This window comes from Gardnerella swidsinskii (genome assembly GCF_003397705.1).
Classification (GTDB): domain Bacteria; phylum Actinomycetota; class Actinomycetes; order Actinomycetales; family Bifidobacteriaceae; genus Bifidobacterium; species Bifidobacterium swidsinskii.
This window is the reverse complement of the sequence record NZ_QJVB01000002.1, coordinates 371,583-397,669: the sequence shown is the minus strand read 5'-3', so window position 1 is coordinate 397,669 and position 26,087 is coordinate 371,583. Positions and strand designations below refer to the sequence as shown.

At 41.7% G+C, this 26,087-nt stretch carries 18 protein-coding genes and 2 tRNA genes; 19 read left to right on the top strand and 1 reads right to left on the bottom strand.

Annotation, left to right across the window (positions count from 1 at the left end; translation table 11 throughout):
- Positions 1–748: 748 nt before the first annotated feature.
- The 4 genes from D0T18_RS03890 to D0T18_RS03875 all read left to right on the top strand — a co-directional run bounded on the left by D0T18_RS03890 (position 749) and on the right by D0T18_RS03875 (position 4,945).
- Positions 749–2,599 (top strand): ABC transporter ATP-binding protein, encoded by a 1,851-nt coding sequence (locus D0T18_RS03890; RefSeq protein WP_116440514.1) that lies wholly within the window; start codon positions 749–751, stop codon positions 2,597–2,599.
- A 2-nt stretch (positions 2,600–2,601) separates the two neighbouring features.
- A complete protein-coding gene (locus tag D0T18_RS03885) occupies positions 2,602–4,653 on the top strand; it encodes an ABC transporter ATP-binding protein (RefSeq protein ID WP_116440513.1) in 2,052 nt (683 codons plus the stop codon).
- A 102-nt stretch (positions 4,654–4,755) separates the two neighbouring features.
- A tRNA-Asp gene (locus tag D0T18_RS03880) sits at positions 4,756–4,829 on the top strand.
- A 43-nt stretch (positions 4,830–4,872) separates the two neighbouring features.
- A tRNA-Phe gene (locus D0T18_RS03875) sits at positions 4,873–4,945 on the top strand.
- A gap of 48 nt (positions 4,946–4,993) precedes the next feature.
- Here D0T18_RS03875 and galE read toward each other — a convergent pair.
- Complete coding sequence (galE, locus tag D0T18_RS03870) at positions 4,994–6,004, bottom strand: UDP-glucose 4-epimerase GalE (protein ID WP_004108540.1); 1,011 nt, start codon at positions 6,002–6,004, stop codon at positions 4,994–4,996.
- A 174-nt stretch (positions 6,005–6,178) separates the two neighbouring features.
- Here galE and D0T18_RS03865 point away from each other — a divergent pair, with 174 nt between their 5' ends.
- The 15 genes from D0T18_RS03865 (at position 6,179) to murD (ending at position 25,849) form a co-directional block, all read left to right on the top strand.
- Entirely contained in the window at positions 6,179–6,457 is a 279-nt protein-coding gene (locus tag D0T18_RS03865) for a YggT family protein (RefSeq protein WP_012914408.1), read from the top strand.
- Between the two features lie 152 nt (positions 6,458–6,609).
- Positions 6,610–7,938 (top strand): DivIVA domain-containing protein, encoded by a 1,329-nt coding sequence (locus D0T18_RS03860; protein WP_012914407.1) that lies wholly within the window; start codon positions 6,610–6,612, stop codon positions 7,936–7,938.
- Positions 7,939–8,034: 96 nt separating this feature from the next.
- Positions 8,035–8,529, top strand: coding sequence for a signal peptidase II (locus D0T18_RS03855; RefSeq protein WP_033888518.1), 495 nt, complete (start codon positions 8,035–8,037; stop codon positions 8,527–8,529).
- Positions 8,522–9,460: an RluA family pseudouridine synthase gene (locus D0T18_RS03850; protein ID WP_033888466.1), complete on the top strand. Its 939-nt coding sequence runs from the start codon at positions 8,522–8,524 to the stop codon at positions 9,458–9,460. The genes D0T18_RS03855 and D0T18_RS03850 overlap by 8 nt, the downstream gene beginning before the upstream one ends.
- 46 nt (positions 9,461–9,506) lie before the next feature.
- Positions 9,507–13,073, top strand: coding sequence for a DNA polymerase III subunit alpha (gene dnaE / locus D0T18_RS03845; protein WP_012914404.1), 3,567 nt, complete (start codon positions 9,507–9,509; stop codon positions 13,071–13,073).
- An 81-nt stretch (positions 13,074–13,154) separates the two neighbouring features.
- Complete coding sequence (locus tag D0T18_RS03840; RefSeq protein WP_004108527.1) at positions 13,155–13,877, top strand: hypothetical protein; 723 nt, start codon at positions 13,155–13,157, stop codon at positions 13,875–13,877.
- 198 nt (positions 13,878–14,075) lie between these two features.
- Positions 14,076–15,413: a type I glutamate--ammonia ligase gene (gene glnA, locus D0T18_RS03835; protein ID WP_004107357.1), complete on the top strand. Its 1,338-nt coding sequence runs from the start codon at positions 14,076–14,078 to the stop codon at positions 15,411–15,413.
- A gap of 545 nt (positions 15,414–15,958) precedes the next feature.
- Complete coding sequence (gene mraZ, locus D0T18_RS03830) at positions 15,959–16,771, top strand: division/cell wall cluster transcriptional repressor MraZ (protein ID WP_004108525.1); 813 nt, start codon at positions 15,959–15,961, stop codon at positions 16,769–16,771.
- 11 nt (positions 16,772–16,782) lie between these two features.
- The gene (rsmH, locus tag D0T18_RS03825; protein WP_033888517.1) at positions 16,783–17,808 is read left to right on the top strand and encodes a 16S rRNA (cytosine(1402)-N(4))-methyltransferase RsmH; all 1,026 of its coding nucleotides are present in this window, start codon (positions 16,783–16,785) and stop codon (positions 17,806–17,808) included.
- 1 nt (position 17,809) lies between these two features.
- Positions 17,810–18,451, top strand: a complete 642-nt coding sequence (gene ftsL / locus D0T18_RS03820; protein ID WP_004108521.1) for a cell division protein FtsL — start codon at positions 17,810–17,812, stop codon at positions 18,449–18,451.
- A complete protein-coding gene (locus tag D0T18_RS03815; protein WP_116440512.1) occupies positions 18,451–20,292 on the top strand; it encodes a peptidoglycan D,D-transpeptidase FtsI family protein in 1,842 nt (613 codons plus the stop codon). Before ftsL ends, D0T18_RS03815 begins: the two co-directional genes overlap by 1 nt.
- 42 nt (positions 20,293–20,334) lie before the next feature.
- Complete coding sequence (locus D0T18_RS03810; protein WP_116440511.1) at positions 20,335–21,360, top strand: UDP-N-acetylmuramyl peptide synthase; 1,026 nt, start codon at positions 20,335–20,337, stop codon at positions 21,358–21,360.
- A gap of 91 nt (positions 21,361–21,451) precedes the next feature.
- Positions 21,452–23,041, top strand: coding sequence for a UDP-N-acetylmuramoyl-tripeptide--D-alanyl-D-alanine ligase (locus D0T18_RS03805; RefSeq protein ID WP_116440510.1), 1,590 nt, complete (start codon positions 21,452–21,454; stop codon positions 23,039–23,041).
- A gap of 78 nt (positions 23,042–23,119) precedes the next feature.
- Positions 23,120–24,223, top strand: a complete 1,104-nt coding sequence (gene mraY, locus D0T18_RS03800; RefSeq protein ID WP_004108513.1) for a phospho-N-acetylmuramoyl-pentapeptide-transferase — start codon at positions 23,120–23,122, stop codon at positions 24,221–24,223.
- A 24-nt stretch (positions 24,224–24,247) separates the two neighbouring features.
- On the top strand, positions 24,248–25,849 hold the full coding sequence (murD, locus tag D0T18_RS03795) for a UDP-N-acetylmuramoyl-L-alanine--D-glutamate ligase (protein ID WP_116440509.1): 1,602 nt from the start codon (positions 24,248–24,250) through the stop codon (positions 25,847–25,849).
- Positions 25,850–26,087 lie beyond the last annotated feature (238 nt).

The following is a 26,087-nucleotide window of genomic DNA, read 5'->3' as shown; positions in this document are numbered from 1 at the left end:
TATTGCAAACTGTCAAAAGAATTATGCTAACTATGCTCATAAATACTGTAACTAAACGATATACAGTTGGGTATGTTTTTTCTTTGCATAAATATAAAAGATAGATTAGTAATATTAATAGGACGAATGCTTGAATGGTGAGACTAACAGTATTAATACAAGTGTTATCGTCTTTTAAGTCCTTCAATTGTTTAAAGAAATAAATAGCTGACGAAATATAACAAAGCAGCGTTATTGGCAGTAGAACTATGTGTTTGCTGTTCATATTGTTCCTCACATAATTGTTGATATTAATGTGGAAATTCTCACTGCAAGTCGACACGAATGCCTTTCTGCTGTGCTACAGCGCCAACTATCTTTGTGTTACTCATAAGTTTCTTCTTGGGTGTTGGCTTGAACTTGCAATGATAGTAAAAAAGACATGGATAATGCTACTGAGCAAGTAAGTATTCTATTAATAGCTTTTTTATATTCATGACAGTACCTCTTTATACATGCGAATATACACTTTTTCATTATATAATTTTTTATAAGATGAAATCAATCGTTGTTTATAATTTGAATGTGTAGAAGCACTTTTTCGTATGTGATTTGTCTGTATACTACTATGTCAAAGATTCATCTATTTATGCATTTGGTAATGAAGTAACTCAATACGGAAATGCGCCATGCGCAATAATTCAAATATGTATTTGAAGAAGTGATATTATTAAACCTACACATGACGTTATGTAGGGGAAGGGATGCAATGGCAGAAAAGCCGAAGAACAATTCACGAAAAATTAGCAATAATTCTCCTCGCGCATTGCGTACGATTCTGTTATCTTTAAAAAAGTACCGTTTTCTTGGCGTTTTAACAGTTGTTACTATTCTCGTTGAAGCTGCTATGCAAATTGAGATCCCTACAGTAATGTCAAATCTTATTGATTTTGGCATTATGTCACGTTCTCAAGAAGCTGTGCAATATTATGGTTTGCAATTGCTCATTTTTGCTGCAATTGCAATGATTACAGGCATTATTTCTGGTATTTGTTGCGCGCATTCTAGTGCTGGTTTTGGTAAAAATTTGCGCCACAACATGTTTTCACGCTTGCAAGGTTTAAGTTTTTCTGATTTAGATAAGTTCTCTAGTGGCACTGTTGTTACGCGTATGACTAGCGATGTGTCAAATGTGCAATTTGCTTACCAAATGATTATTCGCTCTGGTGTTCGCAGCGTTATGATTATCATCACTGCTTGGTGGTTTACTTTTTCAATTAGCCCTGCTATCTCGTGGGTTTTTCTTTCATTCGTGCCTATTGTTGGTGCAATTGGCGCTTTTGGTGCGAGTATAGTTGCTCCAGCATTTTCTCGAATTTATCGAATGATTGACGAGATGAATAATAGAGTTGGCGAGAATTTGCATAATATTCGCGTCGTAAAGTCTTATGTGCGTTCTGATTATGAAATAAGTCGTTTTACGCGTATTTCACATAAAATCTATGATTATTTTATTAAAGCTGAGTATGTGTTAAATTGCAGTATTCCTTTGTTTAACTTGTGTTTTTATTCTGGAATGCTACTTATTGCGTGGTTGGCTTCGCACGAAATTGTGGCTTCGGGAAATAATCCTGCTTTTGGTTTAACAACGGGAAATCTTGCTGCATTAGTAGTGTATGCTTTGCAAATTTTGTTTGCTTTAGCGAATTTAGTTGCAGTTTTTGTAATGTCGTTAACAGCTCGAGCTTCGATGCATCGTATTTCACATGTTTTGCAATCTCGAAATACTGAAGTTGTTTCCAAGCATCCGCTGACAAAGCTTTCTGACGCTTCTGTGCGTTTTGAAAATGTTTCGTTACGCTATCCTCAATCAGATAATACAGATGAATCTGCTCCAGCAGAACAGGAAATTTTACATGATATAAATATATCTATTCCTTCTGGAGCAACTGTTGGTGTTGTTGGTGCAACGGGATCTGGAAAATCAAGTTTAGTGCAATTAATTGCAAGACTTTATGACGTAACTTCTGGCACTCTTTTTGTAGGTGGAAAAGATATTCGCGATTATGATTCTTCTAGTTTGCGTGGAGAAGTTGGCGTTGTCCTACAAAAAAATATTTTGTTTAGTGGCACAATTGCAGAAAATCTTCGCTGGGGTAGAGCGGAAGCAAGCGATGATGATTTGCGTCAAGCTTGCGAAATTGCTTGTGCTGATGAGTTTATTAAAGATTTACCAGATGGCTACAATACGCATATTGATCAGGGCGGTAAGAATGTTTCCGGTGGTCAACGACAGCGTTTGTGTATCGCGCGCGCACTTTTGAGGAAGCCGAAAATTTTAATCCTTGACGACTCGATGAGTGCAGTTGATATGAAAACTGATAGTAAAATTCGCGATGGCTTGAAAAAGTTTATGCCTGATTCTACGCAAATTATCGTTGCTCAGCGCATATCTTCAATCGAACATGCAGATATTATTGTTGTTCTTAAAGATGGTCGTGTTGTTGCTAACGGTTCGCATGATGAATTATTTAAGTCTTGTGAATTTTACAGAAATATGGCGATTTCTCAAGAAAAAAGTAGCATAACTGGCGCAACTAAAGAAGAAGGAGCTAAATAACAATGGCTAAGAATAAAACGGCTCACTCTTCTAAAAATGATTCAGCTATTAGTTGGGAAACTCTTAGCAGACTTGCCTCTTATGTGCTGGTGTATCGAGTTAAAATTTACGTAATTATTGCATCAATAATAGTTAGCGCAATTGTGCAAGCTGCAAGTGCAGTGTTTTTGCAATCTCTTGTGGACTCGTATATTCTTCCGCTTGTTGGTAAGCATAATCAGGATTGGACGCCTCTTGTTCGCATGATTATTCTGATGGCAAGTGTTTACGCTGTTGGTGTGTTTTGTTCTTGGCTTTGGAGCAGACTTGTTGCGAATATATCTGAAAGTGTTATGCGTGATTTGCGAGATTCTATGTTTAAGCATCAGCAGAAGCTTTCATTGCGTTACTTAGATTCTCAAGGTTACGGCGATATTATGAGTCGTTACACAAACGATACTGAGGTTCTTCGTGAGGCAATTTCGTGGGCATTTCCGGACTCTTTTTCTGCACTAATGTCAATTTTGGCAGCGTTTATATCTATTATGTGCCTATCGCTTCCGGTTGCAGTTTTTGTAGCTATATTTACTGCAATATTGCTTTATTTAGTGCGTTTTATGCTAAAGAAATCTGGCAGTCTATTTGAGCAATTCCAGCATGCATTAGGTGAGCTAAATGAGTTTGTTGAAGAATCTGCAACAGGCAGCAAAGTGATTAAAATTTTTAATCATGAGGCAGATTCTATTGAAAAATTAGATAATTGCATAGAAAAAGTGCAAAAAATTTCTGCAAGTGCAAATTCTTATGCAAATAATGTAATGCCTGTTATTAGTAATGCAAGCTATTTGCTTTATGTATTAATTGCTTTACTCGGTGCGTGGGCTGCTTCAGCAGGTCTGCCAACGCTGGGATTAGCTGGATCTAGTACTCTTACATTGGGTACACTTATATCTTTGCTGGCACTTTCGCGCGCATTTATTAACCCTATTGGCGAAATTACAATGCAAGCTAACGCACTTATGATGGCTCTTGCAGGAGCTTCTCGTATTTTTGAGTTACTTGATGAAAAGCCAGAACTTGATTCTGGCAGTGTGCAATTAGTTAAAGTGCGTGTACTTCAGTCTGATGAAGATCTTGGAGAAAAATCAGCATTTGATGTGCTTGAAGAAGTAGATGAACAATCTGAAGGAAGCAATATTTATTGGGCTTGGAAAAGATCAAAGCAAGATAATGGTACTAAAGCTAAAAAGCGCGCTCAAAACTTAAGTGAAATGGCTCAAGAGATTGTGTGCCATGCAAAGCGAGATGCTCGCACTTCTAAGGATGGCCGCTATACTTTGCTTCGAGGCGACGTGCGTTTTACGGATGTTGTGTTTGGTTACAAAGAAAATCATCCTGTTTTACACGATATTACGTGGTTTGCAAAACCTGGTCAAAAAGTTGCTCTTGTTGGAGCTACAGGTGCTGGAAAAACTACTATTGCTAACCTTCTTACGCGTTTTTACGACATCGATGATGGGCAAATTTTGTATGATGGCATTGACGTGCGCGATATTTGCAAAACGGATTTGCGCCACGCTATTGGCACTGTTTTGCAAGATGTGAATTTATTTACAGGCACAATAATGGACAATATTCGTTATGGAAATCTTGATGCTAGCGACGAAGATTGTATTCAAGCTGCAAAATTAGCTCATGCTGACGCGTTTATTTCTCATCTTCCTGACGGATACAATACGCAGCTTAACAATGGTGGTGAAGGGCTTTCTCAAGGTCAGAAGCAGCTTATTTCTATTGCTCGTGCTGCAGTAGAAAATCCGCCTGTGTTGATTCTCGATGAAGCAACTTCATCGATTGACACGCATACTGAAGAGTTAGTTCAGCATGGAATGGATTCTTTGATGGAAAGGCGTACTGTGTTTGTAATCGCTCACAGACTGTCTACAGTGCGCAATGCTGATGTGATTATGGTGCTGGATCACGGTCGCATTATTGAGCGCGGTTCACATGAGGAATTATTGGCAAAACGTGGGGAGTATTATCAGCTTTGCACTGGAGCTGTTGAGCTTGAATAATAGCTTGATTTTGTGCGGCAACACGCCGAACACGCGCGGCACTTGCATTTTGCTAAGGATTCTGTAAGATAGTGACTCGGCTGTTCGAGAGAACAAAGCCACGGCCCCGTAGCTCAGTTGGTTAGAGCGCCGCCCTGTCACGGCGGAGGTCACCGGTTCAAGTCCGGCCGGGGTCGCGATTAATAGAATACCCGGTTCGCCGGGTTTTTTATTCGTCATGGCTCTGTAGCTCAGTTGGTAGAGCGAACGACTGAAAATCGTTAGGTCAGCGGATCGATCCCGCTCGGAGCCACAACAAAAACGCGCGACACGATTTGTGCCGCGCGTTTTGTTTTATTCGCTAGTCAAGCTGCTTCCACGAATCAACATCAATATGATGCTCAGGATTTGCCTGCCAAGCTGCCCAAGCAGATTCTACGATATCCTTAACGTCGTAGCGAGCATGCCATCCCATTTCTTCGTTAATTCGCTTCGTGCTGCCAATAAGCTGTGGAGGATCTCCAGCTCTGCGATCAAGAACAGTTTCTTTAAATGGTAAACCGGTAACTCTGCGCACTTCGTCAACAATTTCGCGCACAGACGTGCCCTTACCAGTTCCTACGTTAAAAGCATCGTACTTGCGCTCGTCGCGATCCAAATACGTGAGTGCCGCAATATGCGCGTCTGCTAAATCAGAAACGTGAATATAGTCGCGAATGCAAGTGCCATCAGCAGTAGGATAGTCGTCGCCAAAAATAGCAGGTGCTTTTCCTCGCTGTAGTCTGTCAAGAAGCATAGGAATTAAGTTCAAAATCGCAGGATCTTCCAATTCCACCGGACCGCATCCAGCTACGTTGAAGTAACGCAGTGCGCAGAAGCGAATTCCGTATGTGTGCTCGCAAGCACGTGCCATCCACTCGCCAAAAAGCTTGGTTTGACCATAAGGGTTAATTGGCAACATTGGCACAACATCTTCTGGTACAACTTCAACAGGAGGCACTCCATAAGTTGCTGCAGAAGAAGAAAATACGAGCTTCTTAACTCCGCTATCTTTCATGCCTTCAAGCACATTAAGCATGCCGTTAATATTCTGTTGATAATACCAAAGTGGCTTTTCTACGGACTCTCCAACTTGCTTTCTAGCAGCAAAGTGAATTACAGCATCGACGTGCTCATCTTTCATAATTTGCGCAAGTCGCTTTCCTGCATCAGGAGAAGAGATATCCATACCATAAAGACGTGCGCCTTCAATTCTTGTAGGCTTTCCGTAGCTTAAATCGTCAACGACGACGACATTTTGCTTTGTTTCATGTAAAGCGTGAACTACATGTGCTCCAATGTATCCGCATCCACCTGTAACAAGAACAGTCATTGTCGACCTTCCTTTTGAATAATATCAATACAATCAGTGAGATTATATCTCGTAAAACTGAAGTTTAATGATATGCATCTGTTGCCATAACATCTGTTATTCTCGCATTTTGATTCTGCAGCGTATGCTTAACTTGAATGTGTTAGTTGTATTATTTTGTAAGGTGATGTTCGAATGATATTTGTTGCGTTATCTATATTACGTGTGATTATACGCGCTTATTTGATAATAATGATTATTCGAATGGTTGCAGATTGGTTATTTGTGCTTGTTCCTCGTATGCGTCCTAGAGGTGCTTTTAATTTTCTAATACGGATTATTTATTTCATAACAGAACCGCCATTACGCGTATTGCGCAAGTTTATTCCGCCAACTCGTTGTGGAAATATTAGTATTGACGTAAGTTATATGCTTTTATATTTTGCTCTATACGTTCTTCAAATTTGGTTATAGATGAGTTTATGGTTTTTTAACGCGTAATTTTTATAAAAGCGGCGTTTTGTTGCATAAATTTTTGTATTAACCGCACTAATTTTCTGCGGACGTGATAGCATCGAATAGATATATATCAAAGGGCTATGCCCAAAAAGCGAGGTGTAAAGCATATGACTCTGTTGACGCCTAAGGACATTCGAGAGCATACCTTCCAAATTGTACGTTTTAAGGGAGGTTATGACGTTGACGAGGTCGACGAGTTTCTCGATCAGGTTACAGAAACAATAGAAGCACTCGGTCAGCAGGCAGTGCAGGGCCTAGGGGCTTCCACGCAATCTCTTGGCCGTGATGTTGCGGGTTTGAATACGAAGATTGCTGAGTTAACTTCTAAGGTAGAATCCTTAACTAAAGAAAATGAGGCATTGCGTGATGCTTCTAAGAAGCAGGGTGAATCAAATGAAGCTGCTTCTCAACTTGAAGCTACTGCAACTAAGTTGCGTGAAGCTGAAGAAAGTAATCGTGCTTTGACTGCTCAAAACCAGCAGTTGAAGGAACAGTTAGATGGTTTGGGTGCGCAGGTAGATCAGTTAACTGCTCAAACTGCTCAAGCAGACAATGCTAAGCAGGTTCAAAAAGAGCTTGAAACTGTTACTCGCGAGCGTGACGACTTCCGTGCAAGCAGCGAAAACTTGGGTCGCGAGCTTGAAACTGTTCGCCAGCAGCTTGTTGTCACTCAGCAAGAAAACACTAAGATTGAGGAACTTTCCAAGCAGTTGGAAGAGTCTCGTCAGCGTGAAGAGCAGCTTCGAAAGCAGGTTGCTAAGATGGAACCAAATACTGAAACTGGTAGCTTGCAAAAGATTGCTGGTGCTGGTGCAGAAGCACAAGGTTCTGAGCCAGAGCGTGCAACTGCAATGTTGACTCTTGCTATGCAATTGCATGATCAATATGTAGATAAAGGCAAGGCTAAGGCTCAACAAATTGTTGAAGAAAGCCAAGCTCGTTATAACGAAACTGTTGCTAAGGCAGATGAATATTCTGCACGCACTCGTTCTGAAGCTGAAGAATACAGCAAGCAGACTCATGCTGATGCTGACGATTACTCTACTCGTACTCGCGGCGATGCTGATTCTTATGCTGCTCGTGCTCACAATGAGGCTGATGCTTACTCTGGTAAGGTTCGTCAAGCTGCTGATGATTACTCTAAGCAGACGCATGATCAAGCTGACCAGTATGAAGCTGAAGTACAGCATCGTGCTGCAGACTATGATTCTACAACTCGTACAGCTGCTGATGCATATGCTCGTCAGGTACGTGAGAATCTTGAGAAGCAAACTCAAGTTATTGAAGGAAATATTCAGAGCCTCAAGCAATTTGAGACTGAATATCGTACTCGCTTGACTGATTTCCTTGGTCAGTTGGTTGCTCAAGTTTCTGATGAAAATACCTATGCTGCATTAGGCAACAAGCAGGGTGAAGAATCTGGTAAGCAAGAGTAGTTTTTAGCAGTGCGTGACTGATATTTTAAAATGTTGCGCACTGCACCGATACTATTTGAATTACTAAAGATCGGATAAATATTGACGCATAGAGATGTGCGTGTGAAACGGCTACGTACTCGCGTAGCCGTTTTTGCACTAATTGTTTTTATTGGTGTTGTGCTAGATCGCATAACAAAACTTTGGGCTTTGGCGACGCTTAGTGACGGGAAAAACATTGAGCTTGTGCCGCACTTGCTTTCTTTAACTCTTGTACGAAATCCTGGAGCATCATTTGGCTTAGGTTCTTCTTTTACATGGGTTATTAGCGTATTAGCTTGTGCTGCTTGTGGTGCCATGATAGCGGCTATTAAGCACACAAAATCTTTGTATTGGACTATTGCGTTTGCTCTAGCGTTTGCTGGAGCTTTCGGAAACCTCATTGATAGAGCGCAATATGCTCAAGGTTTTTTGAATGGCAAAGTCGTAGATTTTATAAACTACGGTTGGTCTGTTGGGAACGTTGCAGATATTGAGCTTATGTTTGCAGGAATCGCAGTTGTATGCCTTATTTTGATTGGGATTCCTCTTTTCGGGCATGCCGATGAGTGATATTTGCTTTAAAGTTACAAGCCAATTTTCCGGCTGCAGATTTGATGTTTGCTTATCAAAACTAATGGGAGTTTCGCGTGCAAGTGCGATATCTCTTATTGAGCGTAACCAAGCGAAAATCTTAGGTAGAAAATCGCAAAAATCCTCCATTTTGCAAGATGGCGATACGATTGTTGTCGATCAAAAAGAAAGTGCAGAACAAAAAGAAGAGCAAAATAATGAATCTTCTGTATGTAATATTCCAATTATTTACAACGACGACGATGTTGTTGTAATAGATAAGCCTGTTGGAGTTGCCTCTCACGCAGCAAAGGGATGGAGTGGGCCGACAGTTCCAGAATGCCTAGAAGCTGTTGGAATAGATATAAAAACAACGCTGTGCGACGAATCGCGCAAAGGAATCGTAAGCAGATTAGACGTTGGAACAAGCGGATTAATGCTAGTTTGTAAAACAGATTTTGCTTATGAAGTAATGAAAAATCAGTTTGCAAAGCATATCGTTAAAAAAACGTATCATGCGCTTGTTCAAGGAGATTTAGCGCAAGATAAAGCTACTATTGATGCTCCTATAGGTCGCGCAAAAGTATCTGATTTTCGTTTTACTATTACTTCTGACGGCAAGCCTGCTGTTACGCACTGGGATGTGCTTGAGCGTTTTAGTCAAGCAACGTTAGTAAGCGTTAATTTGGAAACTGGTCGTACACATCAAATACGCGTCCATTTTTCGTCTATAGGTCACCCTTTGGTTGGGGATTCAATGTATGGAGCGAACCCAGTTTTGGCTCAAAAACTTGGGTTGCAACGTCAATGGTTGCATTCTATGGAACTTACTTTTACACATCCTCGCACGGGTAAATCAGTGACGGTTAAGTCGCATTATCCTCTTGATTTGCAACACGCGTTAGAAGCTATGCGAGCATTATTAAAGTAACGTTTTTGCATTTTTTCAGTCAACTTTCGCTTATAGAATATCTTTTATGACTCAGCCGGAAACCAACTTCGTACATTTGCACAATCACACGCATTATTCACTTCTAGATGGTGCGTCAAAAATACCTGATTTAGTAGCGCGCGCTAAAGAATTAGGTATGCCGGCTGTAGCTATTACGGATCATGGCAACATGCACGGCGCGTACGAAATGTGGAGTACGGCTGTAAAAGCTGGGATTAAGCCAATTATTGGCATAGAAGCGTATGTTACTCCTGAAACAGCAAGACAAGACAAAAGTCGCGTGCATTGGGGCACGGAAGATCAGCGTGCAGATGACGTTTCTGGCGGCGGTTTAATTACGCATATGACTTTGTGGGCGGAAAACGATACTGGCTTAACAAATCTTCTTAAAGCTTCGTCTGTGGCGAATCTTGAGGGTAGAGTTATGCGCTACCCACGTATGGATAAAGACGTGCTTTCAACCTACTCAAAAGGTGTAATTGCGTCTTCAGGATGCCCTTCTGGAATTATCCAGACGCGTCTTCGCTTAGGTCAGTTCAAAGAGGCTTTACGAGCAGCTGGTGAGTTTCAAGATATTTTCGGGCGTGACAATTTCTTTATCGAGCTTATGAATCACGGGCTTTCTATTGAAACGCGCGTAACTAAAGACTTGCTTGAAATTGCAAAAAAACTTAACGCACCTCTTCTTGCAACAAACGATTTGCATTACGTTCATGAAGAAGATCGTGAAGCGCAAGATGCTATGCTTTGCATTAATTCCGGCTCGCGCTTGGACGATCCTGACCGTTTTAAGTTTGACGGTTCAGGATACTATTTGAAGTCCGCTGAGCAAATGCGTGAGCTTTTTAAAGAATTTCCAGAAGCTTGCGATAACACGCTTGAGATTGCTCGTCGATGCAATGTTATGTTCGACGACGGCGAAGATGGCGCTTTTATGCCGCAATTTGACTGCCCGGAAGGTTGGGATGAGACTTCGCTATTCCTTAAAAAAGTCGAGGAAGGTTTGGAGCGTCGTTACAATAACAACATTCCAATGGAAGTTTTAAAGCAGGCTGATTACGAGTGCGGTGTGATTTGCCAAATGCAATTCTGCGGATACTTTTTAGTTGTTGCAGATTATATTAATTGGGCTAAAGCGCATGGTGTAATGGTAGGTCCTGGTCGTGGTTCTGCTGCAGGCGCTATGGTTGCGTACGCAATGGGCATCACAGAGCTTGATCCTATGAAGCATGGTCTGATTTTTGAACGCTTCTTAAACCCGGAGCGCGTATCCTTGCCTGATATTGATGTTGATTTTGACCCGGATGGCAGGGCCAAAGTTCTTGAATACGTGGGCGAAAAATACGGTAGAGATAAAGTTGCTCAGTGCGTTATTTACGGAACTATTAAAACGAAGCAAGCTCTTAAAGATTCTGCGCGTATTATGGGCTACGAGTTTTCAGTAGGCGAAAAAATTACGAAGGTTCTTCCTCCTGCTAAAAACGGCAAAGATATGAGCTTGCACGATATTTTCGACGAAAAATCAAAGCGTTACGCTGAAGCGCGCGAGTTTCGCGAAATGTACGACACGGATCCAGATACTCATCGCATTACGGAAGAAGCTAAGGGCATTGAAGGTTTGATTCGTCAAACAGGTGTGCATGCTTGTGCAACAATCATGGGCTCGGAGCCAATCACAAACACTTCGCCACTTTTAGAGCGCACTGACGGTACTATTACTACAACTTTTGAGTATCACACTTGTGAAACGCTCGGTCTTGTAAAAATGGACTTTTTGGGTCTTTCCAACTTGACAGTTATTCGCGATACTTTGCGAAATATCGAAAATAATGGGAAGGATCCGATTGATTATACTAAGATTCCGTTAGACGATAAAGCTACTTATCAACTGCTTTCTAGGGGTGATACTTTAGGCGTTTTTCAGCTTGATTCCGACGGTATGCGTGCGCTTCTACGTACTTTGAAACCGGATAATTTCAACGATATTTCGGCTTTGATTGCACTTTACAGGCCTGGTCCTATGGATATGGATTCGCATACGAATTATGCTAAGCGCAAGAATGGTTTGCAAGATATTATCCCTATTCATCCAGAAGTTGCTGAGCCGTTAAAGGAAGTTCTGGACGAAACTTACGGTTTGATTGTTTACCAGGAGCAGGTGCAGTCTGCAGCGCGTATTTTAGCAGGATACAGTCTTGGTAAAGCAGATGTGTTACGTCGAGCAATGGGCAAGAAAAAGCCGGAAGTGCTGGCAAAAGAGCAGGTGCCATTCTTTGAAGGTATGAAAGCTCACGGATATTCTGAAGAAGCTGCACAAGCTGTGTGGGATGTTTTGGTTCCGTTCTCTGGTTACGCGTTTAATAAAGCTCACTCTGCAGCTTATGGCTTGATTTCTTACTGGACTGCATACCTAAAAACGCATTATCCTGTGGAATTTATGGCAGCTTTGCTTCAAAACGAACGTACGAATAAAGACAAAACTGCACTGTACTTGGGCGAGGCAAGGCGCATGGGTATTCAAGTTTTGCAACCTGATGTAAACGAGTCTGTTCTTGAGTATTCTGCAGTTGGAGATGTTGTGCGCTTTGGTTTGGGTGCTATTCGTAACGTTGGAGACAAAGCAGTAAACGATATTATTACTGAGCGTGAAGGTGAGCGCGGACGTTTCGTAAACTTTATGGATTTTGTACAACGTGTTCCTATTAGTGCACTTAATCGACGTTTAGTAGAGTCGCTTATTAAAGCTGGAGCTTTTGATTCTATTGATTCAAATCGTCGTGCGCTGTTTCAAATTTGTGATCCTGCAATTGATTCTGTGATTGCGCTTAAGCGCAAGCAGGCAGAGGGTCAGTTTGATTTATTTGCTGATCTTGATTCGTCTTCTGACTCGGATGACGACAACGGTATGGGAGATATGCAAATTACTGTACCTGATGTTGAAGAGTGGGATAAAAAGACAAAGCTTAATTTTGAGCGAGAAATGCTTGGATTGTACGTTTCTGATCATCCACTAAGCGGATTGTCTGCAGTTTTGGCAGATTTACGTGAGATGTCAATCGCTCAACTGATCGACAGAGCAAGAACTATGAGCGATGGTCAGCAAGTAACTATTGCAGGCCTAGTTACGAGCGTAGATAGGCGAGTGTCTCGAAAAGGTAATGCTTGGGCGATTGTCACAGTTGAAGACATGGAAAGTTCAATACAATGCATGTTCTTTGGCAAAGTGTACGAAGCTTCAGCGCAAGAACTTGCAATTGATCAAGTTGTGCGTATTCGTGGACAAGTTGAAGTGCGTGATGAAACTGTTTCCATGCGTGCTACAGAGTTTGAAATACCAACTCTTGAATCAGTGGATGAGAGACCTTTAACAGTTGTTATTCCTCGTAAAGTTCTAGATAAAGGTCGTGTTGCGCAATTAAGTAATATTTTGAGCCGACATCCAGGCTGCTGTGAAGTGCGCTTGGCTCTTGTCGACGATACAGGCAAGGCACAAGTTCTTACTTTTGGAGATCGTTTCCGTGTAAAGCGAGATACTTCTTTGTTTGCTGAAATGAAAATCGTTTTTGGATCTAGTTGTTTGCCTAGTGCGTAGAAAATATGCACTACTGGTTTGATAAAATATAAAACTAGGTATGCTTTAAGAATTACATTGAAAGAGGAGGAAATAACGAATATGTTAAACAACGGTGACGAGCGTAACAGTGACGATAAGCGTAAAAATGATGGTGAGCGTAACAATGACGATTCTGTGCGCACTTCTTTTACTGATGCGGAATTAGATAATGCGCTCGCTGGATTTGAACGTGAATTTAAAGAAGAGTCGCAAGAAAATTTAAATAGCGAAAATTTAGAAAATAACCAAAAAAGCGACGATAATCAAGAAAATGATTTTCTTGATCAAGCTATGCGCAATATTGAAGAAGCTAATTTTGAAGAAGATTTGCAAGGTTTGCTTGGAAATAAAGCAAAAGTTGCGTTAATGATTACGTATGTGCAGCCTGCTCAGTTACTAGCTGCTTTTTGCAAAATGGCTAGTGTTTCAGCACGATGCTTCGATGAAGAGCAAGGTGCTGTTGCAGTATTAAAAAATTTGGACGGCAATGAGCCGGAAGAAGCAGTGCAAAAATTTGTTGATTTCTTCCGTGGAATGGATGTTATGCTCATTACAAATAGAGCTGATAAATTAACTGCAAAAGTTTACGAATATAATTGCGAACCGCAAGAAATAGTTGCGCCTATGGCATTAGCTGTGTGGTCGCGTACAGTAGAAGATTTAGCTATTGGCATGGAAACAGTTGAAACTATTTCGAAACAAAATATAGAAATGTTCAATAGTGACGATTTGAGCGATGCGAACGCGTACGAGCTATTCCAAAAATATGGCAAAAGAAAGTAAAAATAATTAAGCAATTAATTGGCATATTAAATTGAAGAAGTTGCGTTAGAAAGTAGAAATTTCATTACAATTACGTAAATTCATTGCAGATAAGCTCAACATATGAAGCGCAATACGAAATAATACACTACAATTGCACGTGAATATGCATATGTGCGTGGCTATGCATACAACCGGATGATACCCAAGGGGTTTATTATGGATCGACAACAAGAGTTTGCTCTACGTACTGTTGAAGAGCGAGACGTGCGTTTTATTCGACTCTGGTTTACGGACGTCTTAGGCACGCTTAAATCCGTTGCTATTGCCCCTGCTGAATTAGAAGCAGCTTTTGAAGAGGGAATAGGGTTCGACGGCTCAGCAATAGAAGGCATGACTCGCGTCCTAGAAGACGATATGATTGTGAAGCCGGATCCGTCGACGTTCCAAATTCTTCCATGGCATGGAGGTCCGGAAGGCACAGCGCGCATGTTCTGCGATGTGCTAACTCCAGACGGAGAGCCTTCACTGGGAGACCCTCGTCACGTTTTGAAGACTGCGCTCGCAAAAGCGAAAGAAAAAGGATTTACTTTCTACGTTCATCCGGAAATTGAGTTTTATTTGTTTGAAGCTCAAGATGATTGGTCCAAAGCTCCTGTGCCGATTGATGAGGGTGGCTATTTTGACCACGTTCCTAGAAGTTCGGCTATGGATTTCCGTCGTAGTGCAGTTAGTATGCTTGAGCAAATGGGTATTTCTGTAGAATACTCGCATCACGAGGGCGGTCCTGGTCAAAACGAAATTGACTTGCGTTATGCAGATGCTCTTACTACCGCGGACAATATTATGACTTTCCGCACTGTAGTTAAGGAAATTTCTCTTGAGCGCGGAATGTATGCAAGCTTTATGCCAAAGCCGCTAACTGATCAGCCTGGATCGGGTATGCATACGCATTTGAGTTTGTTCGAAGGTGACACGAACGCTTTTTATGAGGCAGGTCAAGAATTTAATATGTCTCTTATTGCGCGTCAATTTGCGGCTGGTATTTTGCATCATGCTTCAGAAATTTGCGCTGTAACTGATCAATATGTGAACTCTTACAAGCGTTTGTGGGGTGGTGCGGAAGCTCCTAGCTACGTTTGCTGGGGTCATAGCAACCGTTCTGCACTTCTGCGTGTGCCGCAATACAAGCCTGGTAAAGGCAATTCTTGCCGAATGGAATTCCGTGCGCTAGATCCTGTGGCGAATCCGTATCTTGCTTACTCTGTGCTTCTTGCTGCCGGTTTGGATGGTATTGAAAAGCAAATGACTTTGTGCGATCCAACTAGCGACGATGTTTGGGAGCTTACTGATGCTGAGCGTCAAGCAATGGGTATTCAGCCATTGCCGGAATCCTTGGATGAAGCACTAAAGATTATGGAGCGCTCGGACTTCGTTGCAAGCGTATTAGGTGAACACGCTTTTGAGTACTTCTTGCGCAATAAGCATCAAGAGTGGGAAGAGTACCGTCGTCAGGTTACGCCTTTTGAGCTTGAGAAGTATTTGCCGCGTTTGTAACGCGAGTGACTTTGTACTTTAGAGGCCTTAACGCAGAAACTGTACTGCGTTAGGGCCTTTTGTTTGATGTTTTGGGACACTGCTGCAGATTGCGCTCGCGCGGATTACGCGCTCGCTTACGAAACTCGCGTTGGAAGTCCACTGGACTTCCAACTTTAGCGAGTTTCCGCTCCGAGTTGCCTTCGCGCTAAATGTCAGCGCTCAGGCAGGTCGTCGCGCACACTAACCACAACCTAGTTTTTAAAGCGCAACCACGCAACTCTGCCCTGCCTTCGTCAATCGAGACGAAGGCAGACCTCGCTTGCGGTGAAAGCACACTGTGCTTTCAACTCTGAGCAAGCTCGGCGCTCCGAGTTGCCTTCGCGCTAAATCGCAGCGCTCAGGCAGGTCGTCGCGCTGCGTGAGGGTCTTTTGTTTTCTATTGGTGGTTTGCTTCAAAAAAATCAAAAATTTTGTAAAAAAGTGGGGATTTTTGGGGAGGAATGGGGTAAAATGGTGAACAACGTGTAAATGGCATAGTACATGTTGAGTTAAGGAGGTGGAGTATGGCACGTCGTGCTGCTGATAAGCAACCGCGCAATAACGCCAATTCTTCCTCTTCGCATTCCATAAATCAGGCTCAACAAGCTGCTGATTCAAATGTTTCTCAGCAATCGCAGATGCCACTGCAAATGCAAGATTCACAAGTGTCTCAGCAGCAATACGTTCAGCCTGTTCAACCTGTACAGTCTAAGCAGTCAATTCAGGGTTATTATGGTATGCCTTCAACTGTTATGCCAGCAATGCAGCAATATATGCCAGCACCGGTTTTCACCTCCACTCCGTCCGGCGCTGCTGATTCGTCTGCACAAGCTGCAGCTATGCCAGTTGCACCTTTTTATGCTTCTCAATATCAAGAAGCTGTGTCAACTCATCCAGCAACACCTATTTTGTTAGGCACTTATACTCCAAAAATTGACGATAAAGGTCGTGTTGCACTTCCTGCAAAATTCCGTTCTCAGCTCGGAACTGGTTTTGTTATGGCTCGCGGTCAGGAGCATTGTGTTTACGTGCTACCTATGGTTGAGTTCCAGCGTATGGCAACGCAAATTCAGCGCACATCTATGAGCAATAAGTCAGCTCGCGATTATCTTCGTGTGTTCCTTTCTGGTGCTGTTGATGAAGAGCCAGATAAGCAGGGACGCATTGTTGTGCCGCCAATGTTAAGAGATTACGCCAATTTGGGCGATCAAATTGTTGTTATTGGTGTTGGTACGCGTGCAGAGATTTGGAATAAGTCTGCTTGGGAAGAATATCTTGCCGATCGTGAGCAAGGTTATGCAGATATTGCTGACGATGTACTTCCGGCGGTGATGTGATGACTGATGCTATGAAAGATATTACAGCTATTCACGCACCGGTATTATTGCAGGATTGTGTTGATTTAGTTACTCCTTCTTTGCAACACAAAGGCGCAATAGTAGTAGATTGCACTTTAGGCCTTGCTGGTCATGCGACTGCTTTTCTTAAAGCTGCGCCTTTTGCAACACTTATTGGTATTGATCGTGATTCTGAAGCACTTTCGTTAGCAACGCAAAGAATGCGCAGCGAAGGTCTCGAGAATCGTTTTATTCCTGCACATGCAGCATTCGATGAGATTGATGAAGTGCTACAAGAAAACAGCATTGACCGTATTGATGCTGCTTTTATGGATTTGGGTCTTTCAAGTTTGCAAATTGACGAAACTGATCGCGGTTTTTCTTATTCTCACGATACAGCACTTGACATGCGTATGGATACGACGCAAGCAACTACTGCCGCAACGATTTTAGCTACTTATGATTCTCGAGAATTAACTAGAATTTTCCGAGAGTATGGTGAAGAACGTTTTGCTTCTCCTATTGCTCGTCGTATTGTTGAAGTTCGTGCTACGGAGCCTATTGCTACTTCGGGTCAGTTGGTTAGCTTAGTTGACTCTGTAATTCCGAAAGCTCATCGCGCTACTGGAAATCCAGCAAAACGAGTGTTCCAAGCTTTGCGTATTGAAGTGAACGGTGAATTAGATAAATTGAGCCGTACTCTTCCTAAAATTGCTTTACATCTTCGTGAGCATGGTCGCTTAGTTGTTGAATCTTATCATTCGTTGGAAGATACAGCTGTAAAACGTTTTATGAATCAAGGATTAACAGTTGATGTTCCTGCAAACATGCCTGTTATTCCTGATGATGCTCAGCCGTTCTTTAAAGCTCTTACTCGCGGAGCTATGAAAGCTTCTAAAGAAGAAATTGTTCATAACACTAGATCTTCTTCAGTTCGTTTGCGCGCTGTCGAATTATGCCGCCCTATCCCGGAGCGTTGGATTCCAAGGCTTGAAGATGAGGCGGCTGGTCGTAAAGCTATAAAAGGAGGTCGCTGACATGGTATTGAACATGCAAAATCGTGTTTTGCGCTCTTCTGCGTCTTCTGCTTCAGCTCCAGCTGGTCGTACTAAAGATAATTCGACTCGTAAAGAATACGTACATAATTCTGCTCCTTCGGTGTTTAACCCATCTCAACGTAAATCTTCTGCTGTGCTTGAACGATTCAGCAAGGTTATGACATGGAGCAATACGCGCAAAGTACCTCTTGTGAATTGCATGATTATTGTGATTTTTATGGTTGTTACGTTGTTGACTTCGCTTCTTTTGCGTACGCAAATGGCAGAGATTTCCTTCGACCAAACTGCAGTACAGATGCGTATTTCTCGTTTGCATCAGGATGTGGAAGCTCGTCAAGCGAAATTAGATACTTTGGAATCTGAACTTCCTGCAAGAGCGCAACGAATGGGAATGGTTCCGCAACAAGGTTCTATTTCTATTGACTTGAGTGATTATGCAGCAAAACGAAAACATAGTCATTCTGAGAAAACTAAGCACGAAAAACAAGCCGATAACTCAAAACAAGCCGATAACTCAAAACAAACAAATAACTCAAAACAAACAAATAACTCAAATAAAACTCAAAAACAAGACCAACAAAATCGTCAATATCAACAGAAAGCAAAACAGGAGAAACATTGATGCGCCACTTAATCAAACAACGTTTCGCTCCTCAGCAGATATTTGCGCGTAAGTGCACCGTAATTGCAATTGTTTTTGCGTTAATTGGTGTTGGTGCAATAGTAAAGCTAAGTTTTATACAGATTATTAATGCTCGCTCAACTGCACAAGCAGCTCAGGCTGAGCGTAGTCGTGTGCGACCAATTCTTGCACGTCGTGGGCGCATACTTGATGCTAATGGTGCTGTGTTGGCTCAAAGTGTTGAGCGATTTAATATTATTGGAGATCCACTTAATGCTCAGGCTTTTGTTCCGACTCCTTGCACAAAACAAACCGAGCATAACTGTCATATGCTTAATGGCAAGCCTGTAGAAGGCACGGGCGCTGTGGCGGTCGCCCGTTTGCTTGCTCCGATTTTGCACATGAGTTCTGTAGAACTTGGTGGAAAACTGGCTGGCGTTGGTCGTTACGTTTTATTGAAACGTAACGTGACTCCTGCAATGAAACGTGCCATTGACGATTTGAATCTTTCTGGGTGTATTTATGCAGAGAACAGTAGTGAACGAGTATATTCAAGCGGACCTATTCTTGGATCTGTTATTGGTGCTGTTGCTAATGCCGATGAAGTTAATCGTAAAGATATTAAAGATCGTAAAGGTGAGGTTGGTGTTACTGGTCTTGAATTTACTAAAGATGCAACTTTGAATGGCGTGGACGGATATCAGCGTTATCAAGGTAATAATGCAGGAAATGAGAAAATTCCTGGTACTGTAACTGAATCTAAGCCTGCAATCAACGGAAGTGATGTTAAGCTCACAATCGATAGCGATGTCGATTGGTATGTTAAAAAAGTTTTGCTTGATGGCAAGAAAAAATATCATGCAACTTGGGGTATTGCAATAGTGCAAGATGTTCGTACTGGCGAAATACTTGCTTTGGAAGATACTGATGAGATTAAAGCTGGAACAACGCAAGCTAAGGTGAATGTTTCTAGAGCTGTAAGCCAAACCTTTGAGCCTGGTTCTATTGGTAAAGCTTTCTCAATGTCTGGAATGTTACAAACTGGTGCGCATAAGCTTACTGATAAATTTGCTGTTCCTAATACTCTTAATAAGAACGGTCAAGCATTCCATGATGCTGTTAGCCATGGTGTTGAGCGTTGGACATTAGCTGGTATTCTTTCGGAATCTTCTAACGTCGGTATGGTTATGGCTGGTGAAAAATATCCGATAGATAAACGCTATGAGTATCTTTATAAATTTGGTCTTGGTCAGTACTCGGGATTGAATTTGCAAGGAGAATCTTGTGGCTTGCTTCCTAGCGTTCAAGCTTGGGATGGTCGTAAAAAAGATACCGTTCTGTTTGGTCAGGGTTATGCAGTGAATGCTTTGCAGCTTACTAATGCGATTGCAACTATTGCAAATAAAGGCGTTAGGTTGCGTCAGTCAATAGTTAAATCCGTTATAGATCCTAATGGTAGGGTTACAAAGTCTCCTCGTCCTGCAGGAACGCGCGTTTTGGATGAAAATGTTGCTGCACAAATGATGAATGCTTTGGAAAATTCTGGTGAGCATTATCACAGATTTGCTGGTGTCGATGGTTATCGTGTTGCTGCAAAGAGTGGTACAGCTGAAGTTGCTGGCGCTGATGGTAAACTTAGCTCTACAATCAGCGACTGGTCGGGTGCTATACCAGCAGATAATCCTCGCTTCGTCATAACAGTTGTTTTGCGTGATCCACAAGGTATTTATGGTGGTATGACTGCAGGTCCACTGTTCAAAACTATTGGAGAATTCTTAATGCAAAAGTATGATATTCCAGCTTCTTCTCCACGCACAAATCCTGTTCCTGTGAATTGGTAGTGTACGCATTACAATGTTGTTATCTATAAAGTAGGGTGTGCAATGAGTGCGGTTGATGAATACTCTAGAATTAGAGTGACGCTAGGTTTTGCTGCAAAAAATTATGGTTTTGAAGTTGTTCCTGCGTTTGCTTCAGAGGTAACTATTACTTCTATTGCTCATGATGTGCGTCATGTGCGTCCTGGTGGATTATTTGTGCCAATTGGTCATATCGATCGTCGTCAGCTTGAAGCTGCACGTGATGCTGGGGCATATGCTGCATTAGTTTCACCAGAATTTCGTGGTGAGGCTGCAGATTTAGGTCTGCCTTTGCTTGTTTCTTCTGCTAATCCAGTTGCTTTGGGCAAGCTTGCTTGCGATATTAATGCAGATCCTTCTTCATGCGTTGCAATATTTGCGATTGCTGGTGACGATGATGATGAGATCCATGCTAATGTTTTGCGATTAGCTGATTTTTTGCATATGTTAGGTAATCCTGTTGGTGTTATTAGTGATGCTGGATCTACTTCATTGCAGCGCGAATTGTCTTTGCAATATCCTTTAAATATTGCAGATGTACAGCATGCTTTATCTGTGTGTGCAGAAGATGGTGCTGCAGCTGTTGTTATTGCACTTAATTCTGCAACTTTAGCTAAGAACGCGTTACAATCCGTCAGTATTGATGTTCTTGGCGTTGAGCAAACTCAGAATGAAAGCAATTCTGGCGCAGAATCTGATTCTCAATCTGATGCTAAGTCTAAAGATAGTTCTGATACTAATTCTGAATCTAAAGATGCAGCCTCAAATGTGAAAGTTAGTGCAAAGGCATCTTCTTCACCGCTTTACCCGGCATATGCAACCGGCATGAGTTTTTATGCGTTGCGTCAACGTTATGGTTTTTCTGGAAGAGAGCACGCTTATTGTGTTACTAGATCGGCTGAGTCTGACGAATTAGCTGAATTAGCGGATCAAATTGGTGGCAATGATGTGCAGCGGCATCTTTCATTATCTATTGCAATGGTGTTAGCTGCTGGTGTTCGTCGTGGGACTATTAAAAGTGCGCTGCGAGTTTCGCATGAACTGCACTGAATTATGCTGATTTCATTCGAGTTTTCAAATAAATTAATTGCGTGAGTTTTGTTTAAGAGCTTTTAATTATGTGGCTAATTTGGAGGATGTTATGAGTTGTGTTGAAACTTCGTGTGCCAGCAATGCTGAGAGTTTAGATCATGCCGATATGATGCCTATGAGCATAAGCGAAATTGCTAAAGCTGTTCATGGGGAAATACACGAGTTTAATAGTTGTGACACAGATTTAGTTGCAAATTCCGTTTTTAGTGATTCTCGTCAAATCCGTAACGGTTCTGTGTTCGTAGCTATAGTTGGTGAACATGTTGACGGTCATGATTATGTAAAGAATGCTGAAAAATCTGGAGCTGTTGTAGCTATTGTTGAACATGTTGTCGAAGGCACTAATCTCAATCAAATAGTTGTGAATAATTCTATAGAAGCGCTGGGCTTGCTAGCTAAACATAATTTGGAACTTCGCCGCAATCTTAACAAACCTTTCACTATTATTGGTATTACTGGTTCCGTTGGCAAAACAACAACGAAAGATATGTTGAAGGCTTTGTTGAGCACGCTAGGCGAAACAGTTGCTCCTGTTGGATCTTTTAATAATAATATTGGTTTGCCTCTTACTGCTTTGCAAGTTGGCAGTAATACTCGATTTTTAATAGCAGAAATGGGAGCTAATCATGTTGGCGAAATTGCCAATTTAACTCATATTGCTCCTCCGGATCTCGCAATAGTGCTTAAAGTTGGTGTGGCTCATTTAGGTGAATTTGGCTCAGTTGAGCGCATTGCGCAAGCAAAAAGTGAGATTGTGCGTGGGCTTTTGCCACATGGCATAGCAGTATTAAATTCCGACGATAAGCGAGTTTCTGCAATGTCTTGTCTTGTAGAAAATAAGCATGTGCGCTGGTTCGGTAGAAATGTTAAAAACGGATTGCTGGAATCAGCTAGTAAAGATGACTACCAACTTTCAGCTAGTAATATAAAGTTAGATTCTTTTGGTAAAGCAGTTTTTACTACCACTGAACGTAGTAATTCTTCTGATCTAATGAATCATATTGAAGTGCATCTTGCTATACAAGGCGAGCATAATGTTATGAATGCGCTTGCAGCAGCAAATGTTGCTAGATATTTGGGAATGACTTTAGATGATATTGCTTCTGTGCTGTCTAAAGTTTCGCATATTAGCCCGCATCGCATGCAATTGAGTACAGTTTCTAAGAATGACGAGAAATTTACACTTATTGATGATTCCTTTAATGCAAATCCTGATTCTATGAAAGCAGGAATCGATGGTTTGTGCGCCTATGAAAATGATTCTTGTAGTGCATCTTCGAAACCTTTCCGTATAGCGGTTCTTGGTTCTATGTTGGAGCTTGGCAGCAACGAAGATGAATTGCACACAAATATTGGAGAATATGTGGCAAATTCGAGTGTCGATGCAGTTGTTGCTGTTGGTTCAAAAACGGACTCTGACTTAGATAAATTAGCTCACTGTATTGCTCAAGGTGCACGTTCTTCTTGCAATAATAAACTACTTTCTTCTCACGATGCAGTCTACTTTGTGCACAGTGCGGATGAGGCTGATGATATTGTTTGGAAAATTGTGGCCGAGCATCCGAGTAGTGTTGTGTTATTGAAAGGCTCTCATGCTTCAGGCTTGAGTGTGCTTGCTGAACATTGGGCAAATATTTAATTGCTCGATGCTCAATATAAGTGTGAAATTAATAAATTAAGTATTATAGCAAACGGAACAGTAAACGGAGGTTAAGCGGTGATTGCGCTTATTGTAGGAATTGTGGTGTCGCTCGTAGTTACGATTGTTGGCACGCCTTTGCTTATTCGTTTGGTGCATCGTTTGCACTACGGTCAGTACATTCGCCAAGATGGACCACAATCTCATTTAGTAAAGCGCGGCACGCCAACTATGGGCGGTGTTGTTATTAACTTTGCTGTAGTAGCAGGTTGGGCTGCTTCTGCTCTTTATAGATATGTTTCTGTTGGTCGCTCGCCTTCATGGTCTGCTGTTTTGGTGCTGTTTGCAATGCTTTCAATGGGTTTGCTTGGCTTTATTGATGATTTTGCTAAGGTTCGTAAAAAGCAGAATCTTGGTCTTTCTGTACATGCGAAGTTTACTGGTCAAATTATTTTTGCAAGTATTTACGCGCTTTTGTCATTGCTATTGCCAACTCAATCTGGTATTGCTAGCGCTCAACCTGGAATGAGTTTTATTGAAAAACCATTTTTTGATTTTTCTATACTCGGCAACGGTGTAGGAATTGTAGTATTTATTGTTTGGGTTAATTTCCTTATTGCTGCTTGGTCTAACGCTGTAAACTTGACTGATGGACTTGATGGTTTAGCTTCTGGATCTTCTATGATTGCTTTTGCTGGTTACGCTTTGATTGCTTTCTGGGAAAGCTACCATGTGCGCGGAGGCGGTCATTTCGGATTCTCTTACGCTGTTTCTGATCCTCTCGATTTAACTATTATTGCTGTTTGTGCTGCTGTTGCTTGCTTTGGATTCTTGTGGTTTAATTCGAATCCTGCTCAAGTATTTATGGGAGATACTGGTTCGTTGGCTTTAGGCGGATTATTTGCAGCTCTTTCTATTGCAACTCACACAGAGTTTTTGGCTGTGATTTTGGGTGGATTATTTGTAATGGAAGCTGCAAGTGACGTTATTCAAGTTGGATTCTTTAAAGCTACGCATAAGCGCGTGTTCAAAATGGCTCCTATTCATCATCATTTTGAATTGCTCGGCTGGACGGAAACCAAGGTTGTTGTGCGATTCTGGATGATTGAGCTCATGTTTGTGCTTTCTGCACTTATGATGTTCTACGCCGATTGGGCAGGGCATTCTGGCTTGCTTATTTAATTTCAAAAATTGGAAGGCTTCAATATGAATATTGTCGATGGCAATGAAGTATCTGTTTCGTCTGAATCTACTTGTAAGTCGTGCACAAGCGATAAAGCATTTGCTTTTAAGCGTGTATTAGTTGCAGGTCTTGGAGTTTCTGGTCGTGGCGCAGCTGAGGTTTTGTGCGCTGTTGGATCTGAGCCTGTGACTGCAGACGAAAATAAGCCTGATGCCGATATACATGATTTTTCAGCAATAGACTGGTCTAAAATCGATGCTGTTGTTACATCTCCAGTATTTAACCCTCGCACGCCATTTTTGCAAGAAGCTGCATCGCGCAATATTCCAATAATGAGCGAAGTTGAATTAGCATGGCGCTTGCGCGTACCTTCTAAGCGCACGAATAAACCTGCTTATTGGATTGGCGTTACTGGCACAAATGGTAAGACTTCTACTACAGAAATGACTTCTGCAATGCTAACCGCTTGCGGATTAAATGCTCCAGCTGTGGGAAATATTGGAAAGTCTGTGTCACATGCTGCTTTGGAATGTGAGCATGATGCCTTATGTGTTGAATTAAGCTCTTTCCAATTGCATTTCACTGATTCTTTAGCTCTTGATTGTGCTGCTATTACTAATATTGCTGCTGATCATTTAGATTGGCATGGTGGCATGGAAGCGTACGCTCGTGACAAGTCAAAAGTATTTAATAATGTGCAAAAAGCTTTGGTTTACAATGCTCAAGATGAGCGTGTAAGCAAATTGGCAGATTGTGCACAAGTTGCTGATGGCTGTAAAAAGATTGGTTTTACGTTAGAAGAGCCTAAAGATGGTGAAATTGGCGTAAAAGATGGTTGGATTGTAGATAACAGCGGTGTTGCTGGAGGAACTAAAGGCACTCTAAAACCTATTGTCGAATTGCGTGAGCTAAAACATCTGTGCGAGCCTGATGGCAGTGTGTATCCGCATTTATTAGCTGATGCTCTTACTGCGTTAGCGTTAGCTTTAGGTTTAACTGGTGACGTAGATTCTTCAGTTCGTGCTTTACGCGAGTTTGCTCCTGGAGGTCATCGCATTCAAACAGTTGCGACTTTGATGTCTGAAGATGAAAATCCTTCGCATTGTATTAGATTTGTAGATGATTCTAAAGCAACTAATGCTCATGCTGCTTGTGCATCTTTAGCTAGTTTTGCTAATAATTCGGTTGTTTGGATTGCTGGCGGTTTAGCTAAAGGTGGTCATTTTGAAGATTTAATTGCAAACCAACTTCATGTGATTAAAGCAGTTGTTGTTATTGGAATAGATCAACGTCCAATTGTTGAAGCTCTTCACAGTTCAGCTCCTCACATTCCAGTAACTATTGTTTCACAAGATGGTTCTTGCGCTAAATCATATGATTGCGTTGATGACTTAGTTTGTGAGTATATTGAGAATACTTCGCTTGTAAATCCTGATTCTTCATTCGGTGAGGCTGTTATGCGTCAAACTGTAGAAGCTGCTGGGCGTTATGTTAAGCCTGGTGATGTTGTTCTGCTTGCTCCTGCTTGTGCCTCTATGGATCAATTTGTTTCGTACGCCGATCGCGGCAATCGTTTTGCTAAAGAATCTCAACGATGGGTGCATAATCATGGTATTCAACAGTAATAAGCCTAAAAAGTTTTTGCGTTCATTAGCGTGCAAAGTCTCAGAAGTTATTATGGAAGATCATATTGAAACAGATTCAGATTCTTCTCATTCTTCCCAAAAGCAAAAATTTGAATCTTTTAAAAAATCTATTAGAACTTCAGCAAGTAAAGTAGGCGAGTCCGTAAGCAAAGCAGGAGCGTATGCAAGCAAAGCGGGTAAGGAATTAGGCAAATCTGTAGGAAAGTCTGTAAGTAAG